This is a genomic window from Levilactobacillus sp. FUA 3915, from assembly GCF_044053135.1.
In the GTDB taxonomy this organism is placed as follows: Bacteria; Bacillota; Bacilli; order Lactobacillales; family Lactobacillaceae; genus Levilactobacillus; species Levilactobacillus lanxiensis.
In genome coordinates this window covers 1,630,558-1,650,074 of sequence record NZ_CP168704.1, presented here as the reverse complement: position 1 = coordinate 1,650,074, position 19,517 = coordinate 1,630,558, and the positions used below count along the sequence as shown (strand labels likewise).

Genomic DNA, 19,517 nt, shown 5'->3' with positions numbered 1-19,517 from the left:
TAGAACTCGACTCAATAATTAAAGGAAGTGATTGCGTGTTACTCTTAACTTTTCCAGTGGCGATGGGCATTGGTCTCGCTATGCAAACGGCGGTCAACGCCAAGCTCCGCGGGTTCATCGGCTCACCCTACCTCTCATCCGGCTTTTCCTTTCTGATAGCCTGGCTGTTCTTACTCATTCTCAGCGGGGTAACCCACCAACCACTCCTGATCAGTGGGGCCGTGATGACCCACGGACCCGGTTGGCTTTGGCTGGGCGGTCTCTTCGGCGCCATCGCCCTGACCGGCAACGTCGTGTTATTTCAAAAGATCGGTAGCCTACAGACGACCGTGCTGCCCATCATGGGGCAGATCATCATGAGCGTAGTGATCGACCAATTTGGCCTCTTTCACTCACCCACCAATGCGTTGACCCTCTCCAAGATCATTGGGCTCTTGCTAATTGTCGGAGGCGTGGTGCTCTCACTCGGCATCTTTGCCCCCCGAGACCCGTTGCTGAAGGCCGCCACCTCAGGACCTGAGCGTGGTTCCCAGCTATTCTATCAACTATTCGCCGTGCTGGCCGGGATGCTCATGGCCATGCAGACCGCGATCAACGGGTATCTGGGAACGGTCCTGCAGTCGCCGGTTCACGCCGCCTTTATCTCGTTTAGTATCGGCGTGCTCTGCCTGATTCTGGTAAACCTGGTCACCCGGGCTCGCCTGGCCAACCTTAAACTGGCTCTTCAGCAAGGCCCCCGTTACTGGTGGATCTGGTTCGGCGGCGTGATTGGGGCGTTGTACGTCCTGTGCAGCTCCTGGCTGGTTCCCCTCATTGGGACAGGCCAGGTCGTGGTGCTCGCCCTGTTTGGCCAGCTAGTCTTCAGCGCCTTAGTGGAACATTTCGGGCTGTTTGGCTCACAGGTCACCCGACTGTCCCGCGCTAAAATAATTGGTTTAATAATCATGTTCATGGGTGTTTTAATCGTAAAAATGATGACATTTTAGGAGGATATTAATTATGAAAAAAGTTTTAATTCTTGGGGCTTCTGGGTCCATCGCAACTCTGGTAACACGCAACCTACTTGACGACACTCGGGTCCAACTCACCTTACTGGTGCGGCACCCCGACCGTTTAGCCGCAGACATTTGCAACGATAGTCGGGTCACCGTGGTTGTGGCCGACGTGGTCAAGGATGCCGCGCAACTGACCGCTGCCATGCAGGGCCAAGACCTGGTTTATGCCAATTTGTACGGCGCTAACTTGAAACAACAGGCCCAGGCCGTAGTGACGGCCATGACGGCGGCACAACTGGAGCGGATCATTTGGATTTCTGCCAATGGCATCTACAACGAAATTCCTGGGAAATACGGGCAGTGGAACGCGCAAATACTGGGATCGACCCTGACGGCCTACGCTGCGGGTGCTAAGGTCATTGAAACCAGCCGCCTCCAGTACACGATTGTCCGGCCAGCTTGGTTCTCCGACAGTCCTGTCGTGAGCTACGAACTGACGCAGAAGGGCCAAGCCTTTAAGGGCACCGAGGTCTCCCGTCAGAGTGTAGCCGCCTACCTCACGAGTCTCATTCTGGATGACAGCCAAGCCATCCACCAATCCGTGGGCATCAGTGAACCCAATACTGACGGTGCGAAACCCAGCTTTTACTAAACAGATAAAGGAAGTCTTCACTTGAAAATTATGATTATTGGCGCCTATGGTCGGCTGGGCGAACGGGTGCTGCGCCTCGCTAACAAGCGCGGGCATCAGGTCATTGGCATCGCCCACCGACAACATGCCGAGCGGCAGAATCCCCAAGTCATTATCAAGGATCTGTTTGATCTAGCCCCCGCTGACCTAGTCGGCGTCGATGCCATCGTGGATGCCGTGGGTGCTTGGACTCCCGCCACAGAAATCGTCCACGCGGCGGGGCTCGCACACGTCGTCGCCCTGCTGCGCGGCACCCCGATTCACTACCTCAAGGTGGGCGCCACCAGTACGCTCTTCATCAATGACGCCCGGACCCACGTCCTCCAGGAATTGCCGCAGTATTATCCGGCTTATATGCAGGATCTGTGCACCGTTCACGCCGAAGGACTGGCCATTTTGCAAGGCGAAACGACCGTTCACTGGACCTACGTGACGCCAACGTATAACTTTGATCCCGCCGGCCACAGTACCGGGACCTATCACGTTGCCGGCGATATTTTCCACCCGGCACACTCGCAAAACCCCGATGACGGTCGCCAGGACTACATCACCTATGCCGACTTTGCCAAAGGGGTGCTGGACATCATTGAACATGACCGGTATGACCAGCAACAGGTCACGTTGTTCTCGGGGGACAATCCGCACCCAACGCAGCGGTACTAGACCATTGACTAGCCAAACTAACCTAACAAACGCGTCTGGAATTTTCTTGTACTAGTCCCTGTCAAGTTGACGGATGAAATACTATAATTTTTGTAGATGTGTTTAAGCGGCTTCACCGCGGTACTCAACCGCGGTGGAGCCGTTTCTTTGTGCTGTACGGTCAATATAGTTGAAGTAGTGAATACCTTCCTCAATAAGCTTAATTAGCTCCTCCTTGGTTTTAGGCATTGGGTGGCTGTCTAGCCAGTTTAACTTGAATTCATTCCACCAACGTTCCATTGGGGCATTGTCATAAGGCGTTCCCGGTCGGGACATGCTCCGAACGACTTTGTGTTCGGTCATTAGATTATTAAAATCTTTGGAAGTGTAAGCCGAACCACGATCGGTATGAACCATTGGATGAACTTCTCCAGCTTTGCTAAAGGCTCGCTCAAAGACTTCAACCATTGCGTCACTGGTCTCAGTAACACTCAGATTGTAGGATAAAAGATATCTGCCATATAGATCTAGTACACCACACAAACGAGCCTTGTACTCGCCATTGATACCGTAACGAACTTCGGTGGCGTCCGACAACCACACTTCATTTGGATTATCTGCCATATTAAACCGTTGATTTAATACGTTGTCTCGTATTTCTTGTTCGGCTTGTTTTACTCGATGGTGTTTCTTCAGTCTGCTTTGACACTTGAGATGCAGGAGAGTCATAATCCGCTTAACGCGCTTAAGCGAGACGTAAAAATCAAGATCTGAATCATGATCTAGATAAATCTTCAATTTTCCTGCGCCGATTCTCTGACGATGTGCATTGAAGTACATGAGTATCTTTTGCTTAAGCTGCGCTTCTTGTTGCTCCCAAGGGGTTTCTTCACGATGAAGCCATTGATTAAATGCTTGGCGAGATAGACCCACTTTGCGAAGAATAATGGTTTGGGCGCCATGAATCTGTGGACTGAGTTCCTGGATTGTCTGGAATATTAATTTATGTTGGGCGTTCACTCCTTGTTCTGTAGTTCCCGGATTTTTTTTGCGAAGAGCTCCATTACCTCCTGTTCTTTGAGCTGGGCCTTTAGTTGACGATTCTCTAGTTTTAAACGTTCAACTTCAGTCATTTCTTCAACTGGTTTAGTACGTCCACGGCCATCCTTTAATGCTGTGTACCCACCATCTTTGGACTTGAGAACCCAGGCTCTTACCTGTTGGTAAGAGACGTTGAAGTGTTCGGATGCCTGGGAGTACGAATGCTTTCCAGCTGTGACATACTCCACAATTTTAATTCGTTCTTCGAATGTTGTTTTACGACTCATAATGCGGACCTGCCTTCTTGACGGGGTAGCCATCAATGATTTATTGGTCCCATTATACTGGAATTTCTTAATCCAGTCGCGAAGTTGCTTGTCGCTTCTCAATCCAAAACGATTGCTGATTTCAACTAAACTACCTTTACCATTTAGATAGGCTTCCACGGCTTGCTGCTTGGTCTTTGCACTATAACGTGTCCAGATATGGCGTTCTTCTAGGCCGTCGAGGCCATCACGCTTGTAAAGTTCTCGCCACAAACGAATAGTAGAGCCATAAATACCATATTGCTCAAGGTATTTGCTTCTGTTCAACTTGGTCTGTGATAGACCAGTCAAAATATCCAGTTTCTCCATAGCTGTAAATCTTGTCCTAGGCATAGAAAAATCCCCTTAAAGTTAACAGATGAATTATAGTTTTTCATCTGTCAACCTTAAGGGGACTATAGCATCTCCAGGCGCGTTTTTCGTCTCTATTTTTGCCGTTAACGCAACACACCCTGATTTACCGAAAGAATCACCAGTTACCGCCGACCGTGGCGGAATTTGTTAAAACCGTGACCGCTGAAATTGCAAAAAATGCCGACGACCATGCCTTGGTAAAAAAGCGCCACCCCGCTCTCTACTCTGTAGAAGAGACTGGGACGGCGCTTTTTCCTATCGGCGAACAAAACACCAGGTATTCAATTTACGAATAGTATCTATGTAATCTAAGCATTTTACCTATAGCTAAATTACGAGTAATCTAGGGGCAATCAAAAAATGTTCACCTAAAAGGAGTGCTTATTCATGGAAAACATCACATTCAACAACGGCGTCACCATGCCCGTCCTGGGCTACGGAACCTTCCAAACGCCCCCAGCCATCACCGAGGAAAACGTTGCCAAGGCCATTCAAATCGGTTACCGCAGCATTGATACCGCGCAGGTCTACGGGACCGAGGCCGGTGTCGGCGCCGCTATCGCTCACAGCGACCTGGCTCGCGACCAATTCTTCGTGACGACCAAGACCCAAACGGATGGCTACGCGGCCACAGTTCAGGGCTTAGACGCGTCGCTACAACGTTTTGGTCACGACTACTTTGACCTCGTCATCATTCACTGGCCAACCGCCAACAGTCTGGAAACCTACCGCGCGCTTGAGGAAGCCTACCAGGCCGGGAAAGTCCGGGCGATTGGGTTGAGCAACTTTAACAGCGCTCAGATTGATCACCTGCTGGCCAACACGCAAGTGAAACCCGTCATCGACCAAATCGAGACCCACCTCTTCTGGCAACAGGCCAAGATGCATCCCTACCTGCTGGACCACGACATCGTTCACGAATCTTGGGCGCCACTGGGTGAAAACTTTGGCCGTGAAATGATGGCCCTCCCCGCCGTGACCGCGTTGGCAAAAAAGTACAGCGTGGCTCCGGCTCAGGTGCTCCTGCGCTGGTTGACCCAGCAAGGCATCGTCACCATCCCCAAGTCCACCAACCTCGCGCACATTCAATCCAACTTTGACGCGACGACCTTTAACCTCACTCAAGCTGAGATCGACAGTCTCCGCCAATTCGACCGCCACCACTCCATCAAGGACTGGCCGCAATCCATGCGTGAGGATGCTTACTAAACGCTGATAGCAACGACAAAACGACTAGTCCGAGATTTTCGGATTAGTCGTTTTTGCTAACAGGATTCTTTAATTCCGGTCGTAAGCCCAAACGGCCAGCGGCGCAAAGATGGCAACGATGATGAGGTCAACCCCCAAGACCAACAGGGCCTCGTGCGTCCAGCTGCCGGTGGCTAGAATTTGGCGAATCGCGGTGATCACGTAGGTCACGGGGTTCAGGTGCGCGATGACTTGGAGCGGCTTGGTCAACGACTTCAGGGGAACAAACGCGTTGGACATGAAGGACAGCACCAGCATTGTCATCAGTGACACGCTCTGAACGGCCCCGGCACTCTTGGCCAGCAGGCCCAACAGGGCGAACAGCCAGGACAAGGCCCAGCCAGTCACGATGGCGAGTCCAGCGATGGCAACGACCCAGCCGAACCCAACGGCTGGCCGCCAGCCCATCAGGTAGCCGGTGGTCAAAGACGCCACCGTCGCCATCAGTAGGCGTAGGCTATCGGCAAAGAGTTGGCCGGCTAATGGTGCCACGTGGGCCATCGGCAGGGACTTGAAGCGGTCAAAGACGCCGGAGTCGAGGTCCTCTCTGATTTGTGCACCCGACCCGGAAGCCGCCGATAACATGGTTTGCATCAAGATACCGGGGACGATGGTCGGCAGATAGGCCTGCACCCCACCGGCGATGGCCCCACCGAATAAATACCCAAACATGAGCATGAACATGACCGGTTGGATGATCACATCCATGAAGCGATCCGGATTGTGCACGGTCTTCAGTAAGTTCCGGTAAGCCATGGTCGCTGTGTTCATGAATAAATTGCCACTGTGTGTTTGTACATCCATATTAATAACCCGCTTTCTTAATTCTTGCCGACGGTCAGATTCAAGAAGACATCGTCGAGCGATGGTTCCTGAACGGCCAGCTGACTGATTGTAATCTTGGCTTGGTTCAGCGCCGTTAAAATGGGGGCCGCCTGGGCCATCTGTGTTAACCGCACGCTCAGTTGTTGCCCGGTCTGCTGCACGGCATCCGCCACTTGGGCTGCCACCAGTTTCACGGCCGCGCCGACCTGGGTACTTTGGTCGACCGTGAAGTTCAGGCGCGTGCCACCAATCTGTTGCTTGAGTTCGGCGGGCGTCCCCATTTTCACGAGCTTGCCGTGGTCGATGATGGCCAGGTTGTCCGCCAGTTGGTCGGCCTCGTCCAGGTATTGCGTGGTCAGCACGATTGTTGACCCCTGCTGGACCAGGTGGCGAATCGTGTCCCACATCTGGGTACGCGTCCGCGGGTCCAACCCAGTCGTGGGTTCATCCAGGAAAATCAGGGCCGGCCGCGTAATCAGGCTGACGGCCAGGTCCAACCGGCGCCGCATCCCCCCGGAAAAGTCCTTCAACGCCTTATCCGCTGAATTCTCTAAGGAAAACTCGTGCAGTAATTCCGTCGTACGTTGCTTGGCGTCCGGCCGGGACAGGCCGTTGAGCCGGGCAAAAATCATCAGGTTCTGCCGCGCGGAAATGTCCTCGTCAACGGCGGCGTACTGTCCGGTCAGGCCAAACAGCGACCGCGCCAACCGCCCCTCCTTGACCGTGTCGTGGCCAAAGATTTTGACCTGACCCGCGTCGGCCTTGAGCAGCGTCGTCAGCATCCGCAGCGTCGTGGTCTTCCCCGCCCCATTGGGTCCGAGCAGTCCAAAGACCTCGCCCTGCCGCACGTTAAACGACACATCATCGACGGCCAGCTTTTGGCCAAATTTTTTCGTTAAATGACTGACTTCAATTGCGTTTTTAGTTGTCATATGATTGCCTTCTTAGGTTTACTTTTTAATCAGGTCCCCCTGACTAAAATTATAATAAGGCCCCCTGATGAATTTGTCAACTGTTTGCGAAAAAATGTTGCGCCCGCTCGCGGCATTGTCGGGTATAATGGCAACAGGGGGACGGTCTTATGCCTAATTTAGAAAAACAAAAAAATGCGGCGGGCAAGCTGATCGAGTTCGGCATGGTCAGACACACCGCCGACGAAATAGCCCACCGCAACCACACGGATAAGGGCGAGCGTCCACTGCGCTTTCAGGGGCAAGGCAAGATTCTGCTGGCCCTGTCCCAAGACGACGGCCTCTCACAAAAAGAGCTGGCGACGCGCCTCAATTTAACGGTCCAATCGACCGCGGAGTTTGTCAACAAACTGGTCAAAAAGGACCTGGTGACTAAGGAAAAGTCCACGACGGATCGGCGCAAGACCATCATTCGCCTGACGGACCTGGGCCGCACCACCGCGGACACGGAAACGGCCAAGGTGCCCGAATTTTTGAACGTCTTGACGGATACCGAGTTGGATCAGTTCACCAGCATCCTGACGAAGCTCAATGCCAGCCTGTACGACGAGATCGACACGGCGGACGCCAGCCAGTCCGGCAAGGTCCAGCAGGCCGTGACGGATTGGTTGCGGGATTGGTTCCTTTAATTTATGCGACGAAAAAATACGGTTGGTCCCGCGGGACTGACCGTATTTTTGTCGTACAGATTTAGTTAGCTAAATGGAATTTTTCAAAATGGGCCTTCAAGTAATCCAACGTCAGACTCTTGGTCGTTTTGATCAGCCGTTGCGGCTCGCCGCTAGCCATCAACCGGCCACCGGCTTGCCCACCCTTGGGGCCGAGATCGATCAGGTAATCGGCGTTGGTCATCAGGTCGAGGTCATGCGTGATGATGATAATCGTGGCGCCCTTGGCCTTCAGGCTGTTGATCACGCCCAGTAGCGTTTGCACGTCTTGGGGATGCAGGCCGACGGAGGGTTCATCGAAGATAAACAGCGTCTTGCCTTGGCGTTTGTTCAAGTGGCTCATAAGCTTTAACCGTTGGGCTTCCCCACCGGACAGGCTCGGCGTGCTTTCGCCTAAATGCAGGTAGCCCAGCCCCATTTCATCCAGTAACTGGAGCTGTTTTTCAATCTTGGGCACTGTTTCAAAGACGGCCAATGCCTCACGGACCGATAAGTTCAGCAAGTCGACAATGTTGTAGCCGTGCCAGCGGATCTGTTGAATCTCGTCCTTATACCGCGCGCCGTGGCAGTACGGGCAGACCTCTTCCATGTCCGGCAAATATTGAATGTCCAGGGTAATCGTCCCCAGGCCGCCACACTGCTCGCAGGCCCCCTGCTTGTTATTGTACGAGAAGTAAGCGAGACCAAACTTCTTGGCCTTGGCTTCCGGTAGATTGGCAAACATCCGCCGCAGGTTATCCATGATGGTGGTGTAGGTGGCAATCGTCGAGCGGGCATTCTTCCCAATTGGCTTGGCATCCACGGACACCACGTCTTTCAAATGGGTCTTCAGGGTCGTCACCTGCTTGGGCAAAGCCGCCTTGGCATTCGCCGCCTGAATGGCCGGCACCAGGCTATCTAAAATCAAGCTGGTCTTGCCGGCGCCGGAGAACCCGGTAACCGCGGTGATCTCGTTGCCAGGAATGGTCACGGCAATGTCATGCAGATTAAAGTAATCCTGCACCTCAAACTGCGTGGTGAGTTCGCTGGCCTTCTGACTAGCGGGCACCTTGTCGTGCATGATCTTAGCCTGGCCCGAAATGTAGGGTCCAATCAACGACTGGGGATTTCCCACTAGGTCTTGGGGCGTGCCCTCGGCAATGATTTGACCGCCGGCATCCCCCGACCCAGGGCCAATTTCGATGACCCAATCGGCCGCCGAAATGATGTCGACTTCATGGTCGACCACGACCAAAGAATTTCCCTGGGCAATCAGTTCCCGGAAGATGCGGATGAGTCCCTTAACGTTATCGGGATGCAACCCAATGGAGGGTTCATCTAATACATACAAAACGCCGGTCGTCTCCGTCCGAATGGTCTTGGCTAATTGCAGGCGTTGGAGTTCTCCGGTCGACAACGTATTGCCGTTTCGCGATAGGGTCAGATAGTCTAATCCCAGTTCCAGCAGGGGCCGCAACGTGTCCGTTAAATTCTTGAAGAGGACGTCGGCCATGGCCTTCATCTCAGCGGGCAACTCTTTTTGTGCCGCCGCTTGCCACTCGGACAAGGACCCCAGGGTCAGGTCAGACACTTCGGCAATATTTTTACCCCCAACTAATTGCGTCAAGAGTTCTGGATTCAGCCGCGTCCCATGACAGGTCGGGCACACGGAGAAGTGGAAAAATTCGTTGACCTTCTTGATGGCCCGGTCACTCTTCACCGTCTTCAGGGAATCGTAAACGGCTTCGTGGGCGTTCTCATACAGCGTGTTGTCGGTATGGAAAACCCGCCCGGTCGAGGTCCGGAAGTCAACGGGATACTGCTTCTTGGCGCCGTTGAGGACAATGTCTTTCTCCCGGTCGGTGAGGTCCTTGTAGGGCACGTCGATGCGCACGCCCAAGGTTTCCGCCACCGTCGGCATAAAGTTCCGGCCGGGCAAATGCCAGGAGGCCACGACCCCTTCGGCCAAACTGAGGCTCTCGTCACCAATCAGCTTCGCCTCGTCTAAGGTCTGAACCGTCCCCGTCCCATGGCATTCGGGACAGGCACCGCCGGAGTTGAAGGCAAAGTCTTCGGCCGATTTCGCCATGAACTCGACGCCACACTCCGGGCAGGTCACGATACCCATCTTGCTGTCGGCGCCACCTGGGAGATCCATGGCCTGGGCGACTTTCAAGCTGGGCGCAATCCGGTGGCCGTTGGGACACACCATTGAGCCAAGGCGCGAGAAAATGAGGCGCACGACGTTAAACAGCTCACTCATGGACCCCACTGTTGAGCGCTCGGAAGGGACGCCCGGCCGTTGCCGCAGGGCAATGGCGGAGGGGATGTGCCGCACTTCCTGGACCTGCGACCGTTTACTTTGCCCAATCCGCCGTCGGGTATAGGTGGATAGCGCCTCCAGGTACCGCCGCGACCCCTCTGCATACAAGATGCCCATGGCTAAGGAACTCTTTCCGGAGCCCGAGGGACCAGAGATTGCCACGAACTGATTCAACGGAATATCCACGTCAATATTTTTTAAATTATGGACGTTCCCACCACGTACACTAATATGTTCACGTTGTTTTTCACTCGTTGTCATACTTGCCCACCTTTGTGTTTTGTTCTTTTCATCATACTTACCATTTTAAACTATCCCGTAACGTTATAGTCAAGGAATGCAGCTGGAATTTAGGCATCTTTTCTTGGCTGGTGACTTTGAACGTCTTCGCCCCTGATTACCGAACAGTTTCACACGACCTACTCGCACGAAAAAAGCCGTCTCTCAACTCGAGACGGCCTCTTCGTGTATCTGTATTTCTAAAAGTTCTAGTCGACTAGGTTAATGCGAGCGCCGACGAACAAATGGGGTAATCAGCAATGCTAATAAGAGTGCGCCTAACTGAGCCAAGAAACCTTCATTCTTTTGACCCGTTTGTGGCAACTCTGTTGACTGTTGCTCTACCGGTTGGCTGTTCTGTTGCGACTCATGGCTAGTAGCAACGGCCTTAGCCGCCAGTGCGCCATTAACCCGACGAGTCGTTTCATTTTGAGCCAGTGGCTTCGCAGCGGCTGCTTGCTTACGCCCGTTGTTGTTTTGGGCTGCATCGAGCTTCTTCGTTGGCTTCTTCTGTGCCGCGCCATAGTGGCTAACGGCATCAAGCCGACGTGAATAGGTTGGGGCGACTGCGCCGTCCGCGTCAAACTCAATGGTGGTTGACCCACCCTTGCCGTCAGACAGAACCGCCAGTAAGACACCTGGTGTAATCGTACGTTGCTCAACGAGCTTGCCGTTGTCCAACTCCTGAATCATCCGTTTACCGCTTACTGGATCATACGTGTAAACGACCTGAAGGCCATCAGACCATTGCTTGGTAAACGTCACGATCTTATCGGCGGCCGTCTCTGAGGTTGGGGCACTAACACCCGCACTGTAGACAGCTGGCGCATGCGTAAACGTTGGCACGCCATCTTGGCCGAATTTGATTGTGGCGGTCCCGCCAGCACCATCCGACAGGGTCACTTCCGCTGGTTTGGTAGCATCGGGATTGTCGGGGTCAACAACTGGTTGCACAACTGGCTTCTGATCAACAGTCTTCCCGTTTCTTAGTTCCGTTACCATCTGGGTGCCATGGTCGTTGGTGTAGATGGTTTCACTGCCATCTTTCCACTGCTGAGCGACTTTGACGATGTTGCCATCAGTATCTGTCGTCGTGGCAGTCACGTTACCAAGTTTATCGGTCACTGTCTCCGTCGTGTCGTGTTCAAACGTTGGCATTGCGCCTGGTGTCCCAGTGTTAACGATGGTTTCAACGCCGTCACCACTCTTCAACGTTGCTTTCGGCGTATCAGCTGTGATTGTCTTATCATCAAGCGTTTGGCCATCTTTTACTTCCGTCACCTTCTGGGTACCATCGGCTGGATCATACGTGTAAGTCGTTTGACTGTCATCTGGCCATTGCTTAACGACCTTGATGACATTGCCGTTGGCATCTGTCGTCGTGGTCGTATCGCCATCCGTCTTCGTGGTGTCATGTTCAAACGTTGGTTCAGCACCTGGCGTCCCCGCAGTAACAAGGGTTTCAACCCCCTCACCACTCTTCAACGTTGCTTTCGGCGCATCAGTTGTGATTGACGAGTTGTCAATCTCCTTACCGTCCTTTTGCTCCGTCACTTTCTGCGTCTTAGCGACTGGATCGTAGGTGTAAGTCGTTTGACTGCCATCAGTCCACTTCTTAACTACATTGATAACATTGCCAGAATCGTCTTTCGTCGTAGCAGTGACGTTTCCAATCTTATCGGTAGTAGTCGCCGTCGTGTCGTGCTCAAACGTTGGTTGTGAACCTGGTGTCCCAGCGTTAACAATCGTCTTAGCACTAGCGTCAGCCGACACCGTTGTCTTCGAAGTATCAGGGTCAATTGGCTGCTGAACCGATTTGCCGTTCTTTTCCTCCGTTACGGTTCGGGTGTTAAGGGCTGGATTATACGCGTAAGTCGTTTTGCTCCCGTCTGACCATTTCTTAACGACCTGGATAACATTTTTGTTGGCATCTGTTGTCGTGGTCGTATTACCATCCGTCTTCGTGGTATCGTGCTCAAACGTTGGCGCTGCACCTGGCGTCCCTGCAGTAACAAGAGTTTCAACGCCCTCACCACTCTTCAACGTTGCTTTCGGCGCATCAGTTGTGATTGACGAGTTGTCAATCGTCTTACCGTCCTTTTGCTCCGTCACTTTCTGCGTCTTAGCGACTGGATCGTAGGTGTAAGTCGTTTGGCTACCATCAGCCCACTTCTTAACTACCTGGATTACATTGCCGTTAGCATCTGTCGTCGTGGTCGTATCACCATCCGTCGTCTCATGTTCAAACGTTGGTTGTGAACCTGGTTGTCCGGCGTTAATAATGGTATTAACAGTCTTATCACCATCGGTACGTGTCAACGTTGCCGTCGTATCAGTATCTCCGAGTGACTTTTCGGCAGGAGTTTGGCCAGCTTTTTCTTCCGTGACAGTCCGCGTACCATGGTCTGGATCATACGTGTATGTCGTTTTACTGTCATCTGGCCATTGCTTAACGACCTGGATAACATTTTTGTTGGCATCTGTCGTCGTGGTAGTCCCGTCAACGGTTTGCGTCGTTTCATGTTCAAACGTTGGCTCTGCGCCTGATTGTCCTGCGTTAACGATGGTATTAACAGTTTTATCACCATCAACGCTCGGCAACGTTGCCGTCGTATCAGCTTTTCCGAATGATTTTTCGACAGGTGCCTGACCAGGATCTTCTTCCGTTACCGTCCAGTCATCATTAGTTGGATCAGCCGTATAAGTCGTTTGGCTACCATCAGTCCAATGTTTAACTACCTTGATAGTATTCCCGTTGACGTCTTTCGTCGTATCAGTAACGTTACCAGCCTTGTCAGTCTGAGTCGTCTCATGTTCAAACGTTGGCAGTGAGCCTAGTTGACCAGCGTCAACGATAGTTTTAGCACTACCATCAGCTGAGACCGTTGCCGTCGAGGAAGCGGCGTTAATTGTCCCCTGATCTGATTTGCCATCTTTTTGCTCCGTGACAGTCCCAGTCTGAGTGACTGGATTGTAAGTGTAAGTTGTTTGACTACCGTCTGGCCAATGCTTAACTGCCGCGATAACATTTTTGTTGGCATCTGTGGTCGTCGTAATCCCATCAGGCGTCGTTGCCGTCGTCTGATGTTCAAACGTAGGTTCTGCACCTGGTTGACCGGTGCTAACGACGGTTTGAACGCCAGTACTGCCGTTCAACGTTGCCTTCGAATCAGTACCAACTTTCGTTTGGTCAAGCGTGTCGTTACCTTTTTGCTCAGTGACAGTTCCGGCCTTAGTGGTTGGGTCGTAGGTGTACGTCGTTTGGCTACCATCAGCCCACTTCTTAACGACGTTAACCACGTTGCCATCGGTATCTTTCGTCGTAGCAGTAGTATTCCCAGCCCCGTCAGTCTGTGTCGTTTCATGTTCAAATGTTGGTTGTGAACCTGGTTGACCGACATTAACATTAGTAGTTTCAACGGATTTATCATCATTAACACTCGTCAACGTTTCCGTTGTGCCAGCGCCAACTGTCTTTGGGCCAACAAGTATGTCGTCACCCTTTTGTTCGGTGACAGTCTGTGTGCCTTTGGCTGGATCATACGCGTACGTCGTTTGGGTACCATCGTCCCACTGCTTAACGACCTTGATAACCTTGTCGTTGGCATCTGTGGTCGTGGTAGTCCCATCGACCGTCGTCGTGGTATCGTGTGCAAACGTTGGTGCTAAACCTGGTTGTGCTGTAACAGTCGTCGCAACATTGTCTTGGTTGACTGTTGTCTGCGTAGCACCCTTCTCGAATGTCTGCGTAACAGGGACTTTCCCGTCGCTTTCTTGCGTAACCGTCTGGGTACCACCATTCGAAGGATCATACGTGTACGTCGTTTTACTCTTATCATTCCATGTCTTAACGACCTTGATAACCTTGTTGTTGGCATCTGTCGTTGTGATCGTATCGCCATCCGTCTTAGTGGTATCGTGCGTAAACGTTGGTGCTGAACCTGGTTGCGCTGTCACGGTTGTATCAGTATTCCCCTGCTTTACCGTTGTCTGCGTGTTGAATGTCTGCGTAACAGGAATTTCCCCGTCGCTTTCTTCCGTGACCTTCTGGGTACCATTCGAAGAATCATAGGTATAAGTCGTTTTACTGCCATCAGCCCACTTCTCAACAACCTTAACCACCTTACCATTTGCATCTTTTTCAGTGGTTGTCACATTTTTATTTGCATCAACAACCTCACCCAAAATCTTCAATGTCCCATTGTTAAGGGTGACATCATAGTTTGTGGAATTAGCTGTTCCTGAAATTGTATATGTCCCAACTTCAGTCGCCGTGATTGGGTTCAGCGTAACGCCGAGATCAGTATCGCTGTCGCCATCGACTAACTTATCATCCGTCGCAATGCTAAAGCCAGCCGTCTCAGGTGCATTACCATCATAATTAGCAGTGACGTTATTAATGTTTACCTTAATTGGCCGTTTCGTGACAGTCAAGCCACCCGCAACAAAGTTAAGGGTGTAGTTAGGGTTAGCCTTGCTCAAGTCAGCTTGGGCGGCAGTGGTCAATTGTAATTGGTAATTGCCACCAGCTTGTAACTTGGCAACGGTAGCACCACTGACAGCGTCCACAGTTTCAAAATTGCTTGAGTCAAGTGCACTAGTGGTCCCGTTAACCGTCACGTCAACGGTTGCTGGCAAGGTGCCACCGTAAACCACACTGGTACCGGCAACCGTGGCCGTTCCAGCGATTGGCGCAATCGTGAAGGTCCCAGCATTTTCAATGGAAACCTTGTAATTACCATCATTGGCAGCCATCCCGGTAATCGTGTACTTACCGGCGTCGTCCCCGGTCGTCCGAGTTAACGTCACGCCTAATTTATCCTGCGTATCAGGGTCAACCAACGTGCCGTTAGCTTCACCGGTGGCAGTGGTTGCTGGAATGGTGAACGTCAACGTTGGATCAGTCGCCACACCATAATCCTTGCCACCGTCTTCAACGTGAACCGTAATGGCCCGTTGTGTCACAGTCAACTTGTTCGCCCCAAAGGTAAGGTTGTAGTTAGGATTATCAGTCTTCAAGCTGTTTTGAGCCGCCTGAGTCAAACGAATCGTGTAGTCGCCACCGGCTTGTAACTGACCCGTAGCAACCGCGTTTGCTTTATTATCAAAAATTTCAAAATCAGTATTATCCAGTGTGGTCTTTAAGCCGGTATCACTGTTGGTTACCGTAAACGTTGGTAAGGCATCGCCATAGCCCACGGTAGCTGCATCAGCGGTAATAGTGCCAGCCTTTTGAGCAATGGTCAAAGTACCATCTTGGACGGTAACAGCATAGTTACTTGACGTTGAGGAGCCCTTAATAGTATACGTGCCAGCGTCAGTTTCAGCAGTTGGCGTCAACGTCACATCCAAGTCGGCAGCCGTGTCACCAGTAGCTAACTGATCACCATTCGCAATCGTAAAGCCTGATTGATCAACTTGATGGGCCGTGCCGTCGTAGTCGACATTGACATCATTAGCCTTGACCGTGATCGCCTTTTTGTCGATGGTAAAGGTTCCAGGCGTAACCGTTACGGTATAATTCTTGTTCCCCATGGCGGTACCAGTAATGGCGTAGGTACCAGCATTTTCGCCAGTAGCCCGCGTCAGAACGACGCCAAGACTAGAGACATCATCGCCGTTAACCAAAGCGGCATGGGTAGAATCACTGTCCAGACTCAGAGCTGGATCGGTACTGTCGCCATAAGTCTTGCCGGTATCTGCAGCCGCAATCGTAACTTTCCGTGGCGTCACGGTCAATGTGGCCGTACCAAACGTGTTGAAGTTGTAATTCTTATCTTCCTTCAAGGCAGTCTGAGCAGCATCGCTATAACGAATCGTGTAGGTGCTACCGGCTTGCAAATCTTTGACGGCAACTTGATTGCCTTTAGCATCATCAATTTCAAAATCATCTTGTGTCAGGCTGAGCCGTGAATCGTCGTCACCAGCTACCGTACCGAGGTCATATTTGACGCCGTCCAGCTTACCGTCAACACCGCCATATTGCAGACTGGTGTTAGTGATGGTTGGATTGGCATCGACCGGATTAATCGTGAGCGCTGCCGACGTGTAGAGACCAGCATTGGTGTTAGTCGTCAAACTCTTAAGGTAAGTACGACCAGCATCCGTTAACTTGTAGTAATAGGTCCCGGCATCTTTAGGCGTGACATGGGTATCCGAATCTGCGGCATTAACATAGTAATAGTTAGCTGGGTCGCCAAAACCAGCCTTTTGGGCATCGGTCAACGTTGCCCCGAAGTCAGCACCAACGGTCACATCAGGGAAGCCTAAAGCTTGACCGTAATCTGTTGACCAGGAAACAAAGGTTGCTAAAGCTTTAACTGCGGCATCATTAGTCGAAGTCAGGTTGTTCAAGTCATTTTGGAACGTCGCCATGGTATTGTCCACGTCGGCTAAAGCACCATACCCGACTTGACCCTTTTCAAAGATTGTCTCGGGATCCGTAGAATCTTCAGCGGCCTGTAAGGCATCCTTAGCCGTGGCATTATTCGTTGAAATTTGGTCATACATATCATTAACAGAATCCAGCAGCTGCTTGGCCGCGTCCTTTTGCTCCTGTGTAATACCTGTTAAGCCAACAAATTTATCATAGATGTCTTGCGCTTGCTGTTTAGAAGTGTTTGCTTGGGTTTGGTTGTCGGCGGCCTTCTGTAGCCACTTATCAAGCGTGGCCTTCGTTGGCACCAAGATACTCTTGCTATCCTGAGGCGTCGCAGAATCCGTGGAATCCGTCCCAGCGGCATTAGGAACCGTCGACCAAGTGTAGGCTGGCGTGCTACCGTCAGTGATAGCTTTGCCATCTTCACCGATTGGTGTTGCGTTGAGGGCATCCGTAACGGATTGATTCGTCCCTACCGTTGCGCTGGCCGTAACCTTTGTCCCGTCCATCGTCTCACCGGTAGCGCTGTAATAGTGTTCGACTGGGTTGGCAACAGCCGGGTCCGTCGATGGTGTCGTCCCCGTGTTAATCAGCACTTTATCATTGGCGACCGTTTCGCCGGCTGCGGGCGCATCCAGAGTAACGGTCACTGGGGTATAACCAGGCACTTGAATAACGACTGGCTTACCGGAAACCGTGGTCACTTGGATAGGATCCAAACCAGGAATGGCGTCCCCAGTCACGGAATCAACTGGTGTGACATTGGCCTTAAAGGCTTGGGCAACAGGAACGCTAAACGCTTGGTTATCATCCCCGGTCACCTTGTAGCTGTAGTATGCCGCATCGGCATTACTTTCCTCGCCAGTGATATGGCCAACCGTCCCGGTGCTGGCAGTGGTATTGTCGCCATCGACCAGATAGACATTGCTAGTCGTGCTGGCAGGAATGACTGTCACCAGGCTAGGATCCAGCGTTGGATCTGCGGCAACTGCCCGTTCCGCTGCTGCCTTCGTCGAGAAGACAGAAATGGTATCCCCAATGTTGGCAGTGACTGGTGTCTTGGTGCTGACAGTTTTGTCTCCGGAATCAGTCACATTGACAGATACTGTAGCTGTCTTTGGGGTATAGGTAAAGCTGTCGATTCTGGCGGAGTAATCATTAGACGATCCTCCGGTAGAGGCCGCAATTGAAATTGAATAACCTTTCGAGGTATCGATGTCAGCAAGTGATCGGGTGAATTTTTGGCCCTGAATAGTCATGGTTAAAACTTTATTAAACGAGTCATAGGACATCGTGAAGCCTATCAGTGGATTGGTCGCTCGTTGGCTTAAATCGAATGCGCTAGCCGCTTTCCAATCGCTTGAATTGCTAACCTGTTGAATAACCCCATTGGCATCCGTCGACCGCCAGCCAAAGTATGCCCCTGTACCAGGGTCAACAACTTTGGTATCATCCGAACCATCGTTATGAATATCATCATAAACGAAGGCAAAGGCGTTATCCAAGCCACCTACACCTAAATTACCACCGACCTTACCTGTCGTTGCATATGCCGGATCACCTGGTGCGAAAACAATGCCGATACCATCGGCCCCGCCTGAGGTTTTCGTCCCAATACCCAAGGCACCTGTTAACGTAAAATCATGGCCAAAATCAATGTCGTTTTCAAAAGAGACATGGGCAGTTTGAGGGCCTTTATTGTTGTGCATTGTATAGCCATTGTCTCCACCAGATGTGAAATCATGCCCGTCTTTACTAGTCAAATGCCAAACGCCATTCTCATCAGCTGGTTGAACGGTCTTATTCTTATCAACGTTACCTTCCGCAGCTGTCGGATCTGGCGCTTGGCTATAGTTTTGGACCGTATTCGTAAAGTGGTCCTGAACCTGGCTACCAGATAGCGTCACGCCGGAACCATCCGTTTGGCCAACCGTCATTGATTGGTCTGGCGTTAAGGTTTGATATTGCTTAACGGTCGTTGTATCAGTTGGCGTAACTGCTGTGTCGGTTGGCGTAATGGATTCTGATTCAGCCATTGGCGCAGCAAGTCTTGAAGATTTTTGTACTTTTGGCGCTGCCGGTGCTTCTGGTGTCGTTGGCGCCGTTGGTGTCGTTGGCGTCGTTCCATCAGTTTTGCTGGGACTAAGTGTCGCACTCCCCGTCACCGTTGGTGTTGATGTTGAAGACGTATCCGCCGCTGGAGCATCATTCCCTGTTGCGGCATGGACTTCAACAATACCGGTACTTTCAGCGATAGCTACCGCAGAAAGGCTCACTAAAAGCGTCCCAAATAAACGGGTCTTAATTTTCCAGCCCGTATGTCCCTTGTATAAAATGAAGTTTTTCTTTGCGTTTTGATTTGCTACTTTTTGTCTCAAGCTTGACCTCTCCCTTTTAAATGGTACCGAATACTTATTTATTTAAAATAAATCCATCCCCAGAATCCGATTGACAATTCCGATAACCGATTGCCTGGATATTGTTGACGGCAACCAGTTAGTAAAATTACCTTTCATTGGTTAACCTGCCGATAGTCCTCATGATTAACTCGTGGTATCCCGCAAGAACTTAGTCACTTCTATCGAGAAATTCCTTGGAATTTTAAAAAAGCACATTTGCTTTTGCTCATTTGAAACGGTCTGTTGAAAACGAGCCGTTCAGTCATCATTCTGCCAGATTTGTACATAAACTTGGCTACACTGCCTCACAGCTAAATAACAAGCTATAAACATTCTAGTCCGAAACCGTCAGTTCCAATAACCTTTTCGTGGATATTCCAATTGCAGTATCATTATA

At 51.4% G+C, this 19,517-nt stretch carries 11 protein-coding genes; 5 read left to right on the top strand and 6 right to left on the bottom strand.

The window, feature by feature from the left end:
• Nucleotides 1-35: 35 nt before the first annotated feature.
• Genes ACEPST_RS07705 through ACEPST_RS07695 form a run of 3 tightly spaced genes read left to right on the top strand, consistent with a single transcriptional unit; the run spans nt 36 to nt 2,349 of the window.
• Nucleotides 36-986: a DMT family transporter gene (locus ACEPST_RS07705; RefSeq protein WP_239064506.1), complete on the top strand. Its 951-nt coding sequence runs from the start codon at nt 36-38 to the stop codon at nt 984-986.
• A gap of 13 nt (nt 987-999) precedes the next feature.
• Complete coding sequence (locus tag ACEPST_RS07700) at nt 1,000-1,647, top strand: NAD(P)H-binding protein (protein WP_395390634.1); 648 nt, start codon at nt 1,000-1,002, stop codon at nt 1,645-1,647.
• Between the two features lie 30 nt (nt 1,648-1,677).
• Nucleotides 1,678-2,349: an NAD(P)-dependent oxidoreductase gene (locus tag ACEPST_RS07695; RefSeq protein ID WP_239064510.1), complete on the top strand. Its 672-nt coding sequence runs from the start codon at nt 1,678-1,680 to the stop codon at nt 2,347-2,349.
• A gap of 102 nt (nt 2,350-2,451) precedes the next feature.
• Here the strand turns inward: ACEPST_RS07695 and ACEPST_RS07690 are convergent, their stop codons facing one another.
• Together ACEPST_RS07690 and ACEPST_RS07685 are read right to left on the bottom strand one after the other, a co-directional pair.
• Entirely contained in the window at nt 2,452-3,348 is an 897-nt protein-coding gene (locus tag ACEPST_RS07690; RefSeq protein ID WP_395390462.1) for an IS3 family transposase, read from the bottom strand.
• Nucleotides 3,345-4,004: a helix-turn-helix domain-containing protein gene (locus tag ACEPST_RS07685; RefSeq protein WP_395390461.1), complete on the bottom strand. Its 660-nt coding sequence runs from the start codon at nt 4,002-4,004 to the stop codon at nt 3,345-3,347. Before ACEPST_RS07685 ends, ACEPST_RS07690 begins: the two co-directional genes overlap by 4 nt.
• A gap of 432 nt (nt 4,005-4,436) precedes the next feature.
• Between ACEPST_RS07685 and ACEPST_RS07680 the strand changes: the two genes are divergently transcribed.
• Entirely contained in the window at nt 4,437-5,258 is an 822-nt protein-coding gene (locus ACEPST_RS07680; protein WP_204121272.1) for an aldo/keto reductase, read from the top strand.
• Between the two features lie 69 nt (nt 5,259-5,327).
• Here ACEPST_RS07680 and ACEPST_RS07675 read toward each other — a convergent pair whose 3' ends face one another.
• Together ACEPST_RS07675 and ACEPST_RS07670 are read right to left on the bottom strand one after the other, a co-directional pair.
• Nucleotides 5,328-6,101, bottom strand: coding sequence for an ABC transporter permease (locus ACEPST_RS07675; protein WP_203643611.1), 774 nt, complete (start codon nt 6,099-6,101; stop codon nt 5,328-5,330).
• A gap of 17 nt (nt 6,102-6,118) precedes the next feature.
• A complete protein-coding gene (locus ACEPST_RS07670) occupies nt 6,119-7,054 on the bottom strand; it encodes an ATP-binding cassette domain-containing protein (RefSeq protein ID WP_204121273.1) in 936 nt (311 codons plus the stop codon).
• A 149-nt stretch (nt 7,055-7,203) separates the two neighbouring features.
• Between ACEPST_RS07670 and ACEPST_RS07665 the strand changes: the two genes are divergently transcribed.
• A complete protein-coding gene (locus ACEPST_RS07665) occupies nt 7,204-7,722 on the top strand; it encodes a MarR family winged helix-turn-helix transcriptional regulator (RefSeq protein WP_204121274.1) in 519 nt (172 codons plus the stop codon).
• A 61-nt stretch (nt 7,723-7,783) separates the two neighbouring features.
• Here ACEPST_RS07665 and ACEPST_RS07660 read toward each other — a convergent pair whose 3' ends face one another.
• Together ACEPST_RS07660 and ACEPST_RS07655 are read right to left on the bottom strand one after the other, a co-directional pair.
• Entirely contained in the window at nt 7,784-10,324 is a 2,541-nt protein-coding gene (locus ACEPST_RS07660) for an AAA family ATPase (protein ID WP_204121275.1), read from the bottom strand.
• Between the two features lie 240 nt (nt 10,325-10,564).
• A complete protein-coding gene (locus ACEPST_RS07655; protein WP_395390632.1) occupies nt 10,565-19,099 on the bottom strand; it encodes an MBG domain-containing protein in 8,535 nt (2,844 codons plus the stop codon).
• Nucleotides 19,100-19,517 lie beyond the last annotated feature (418 nt).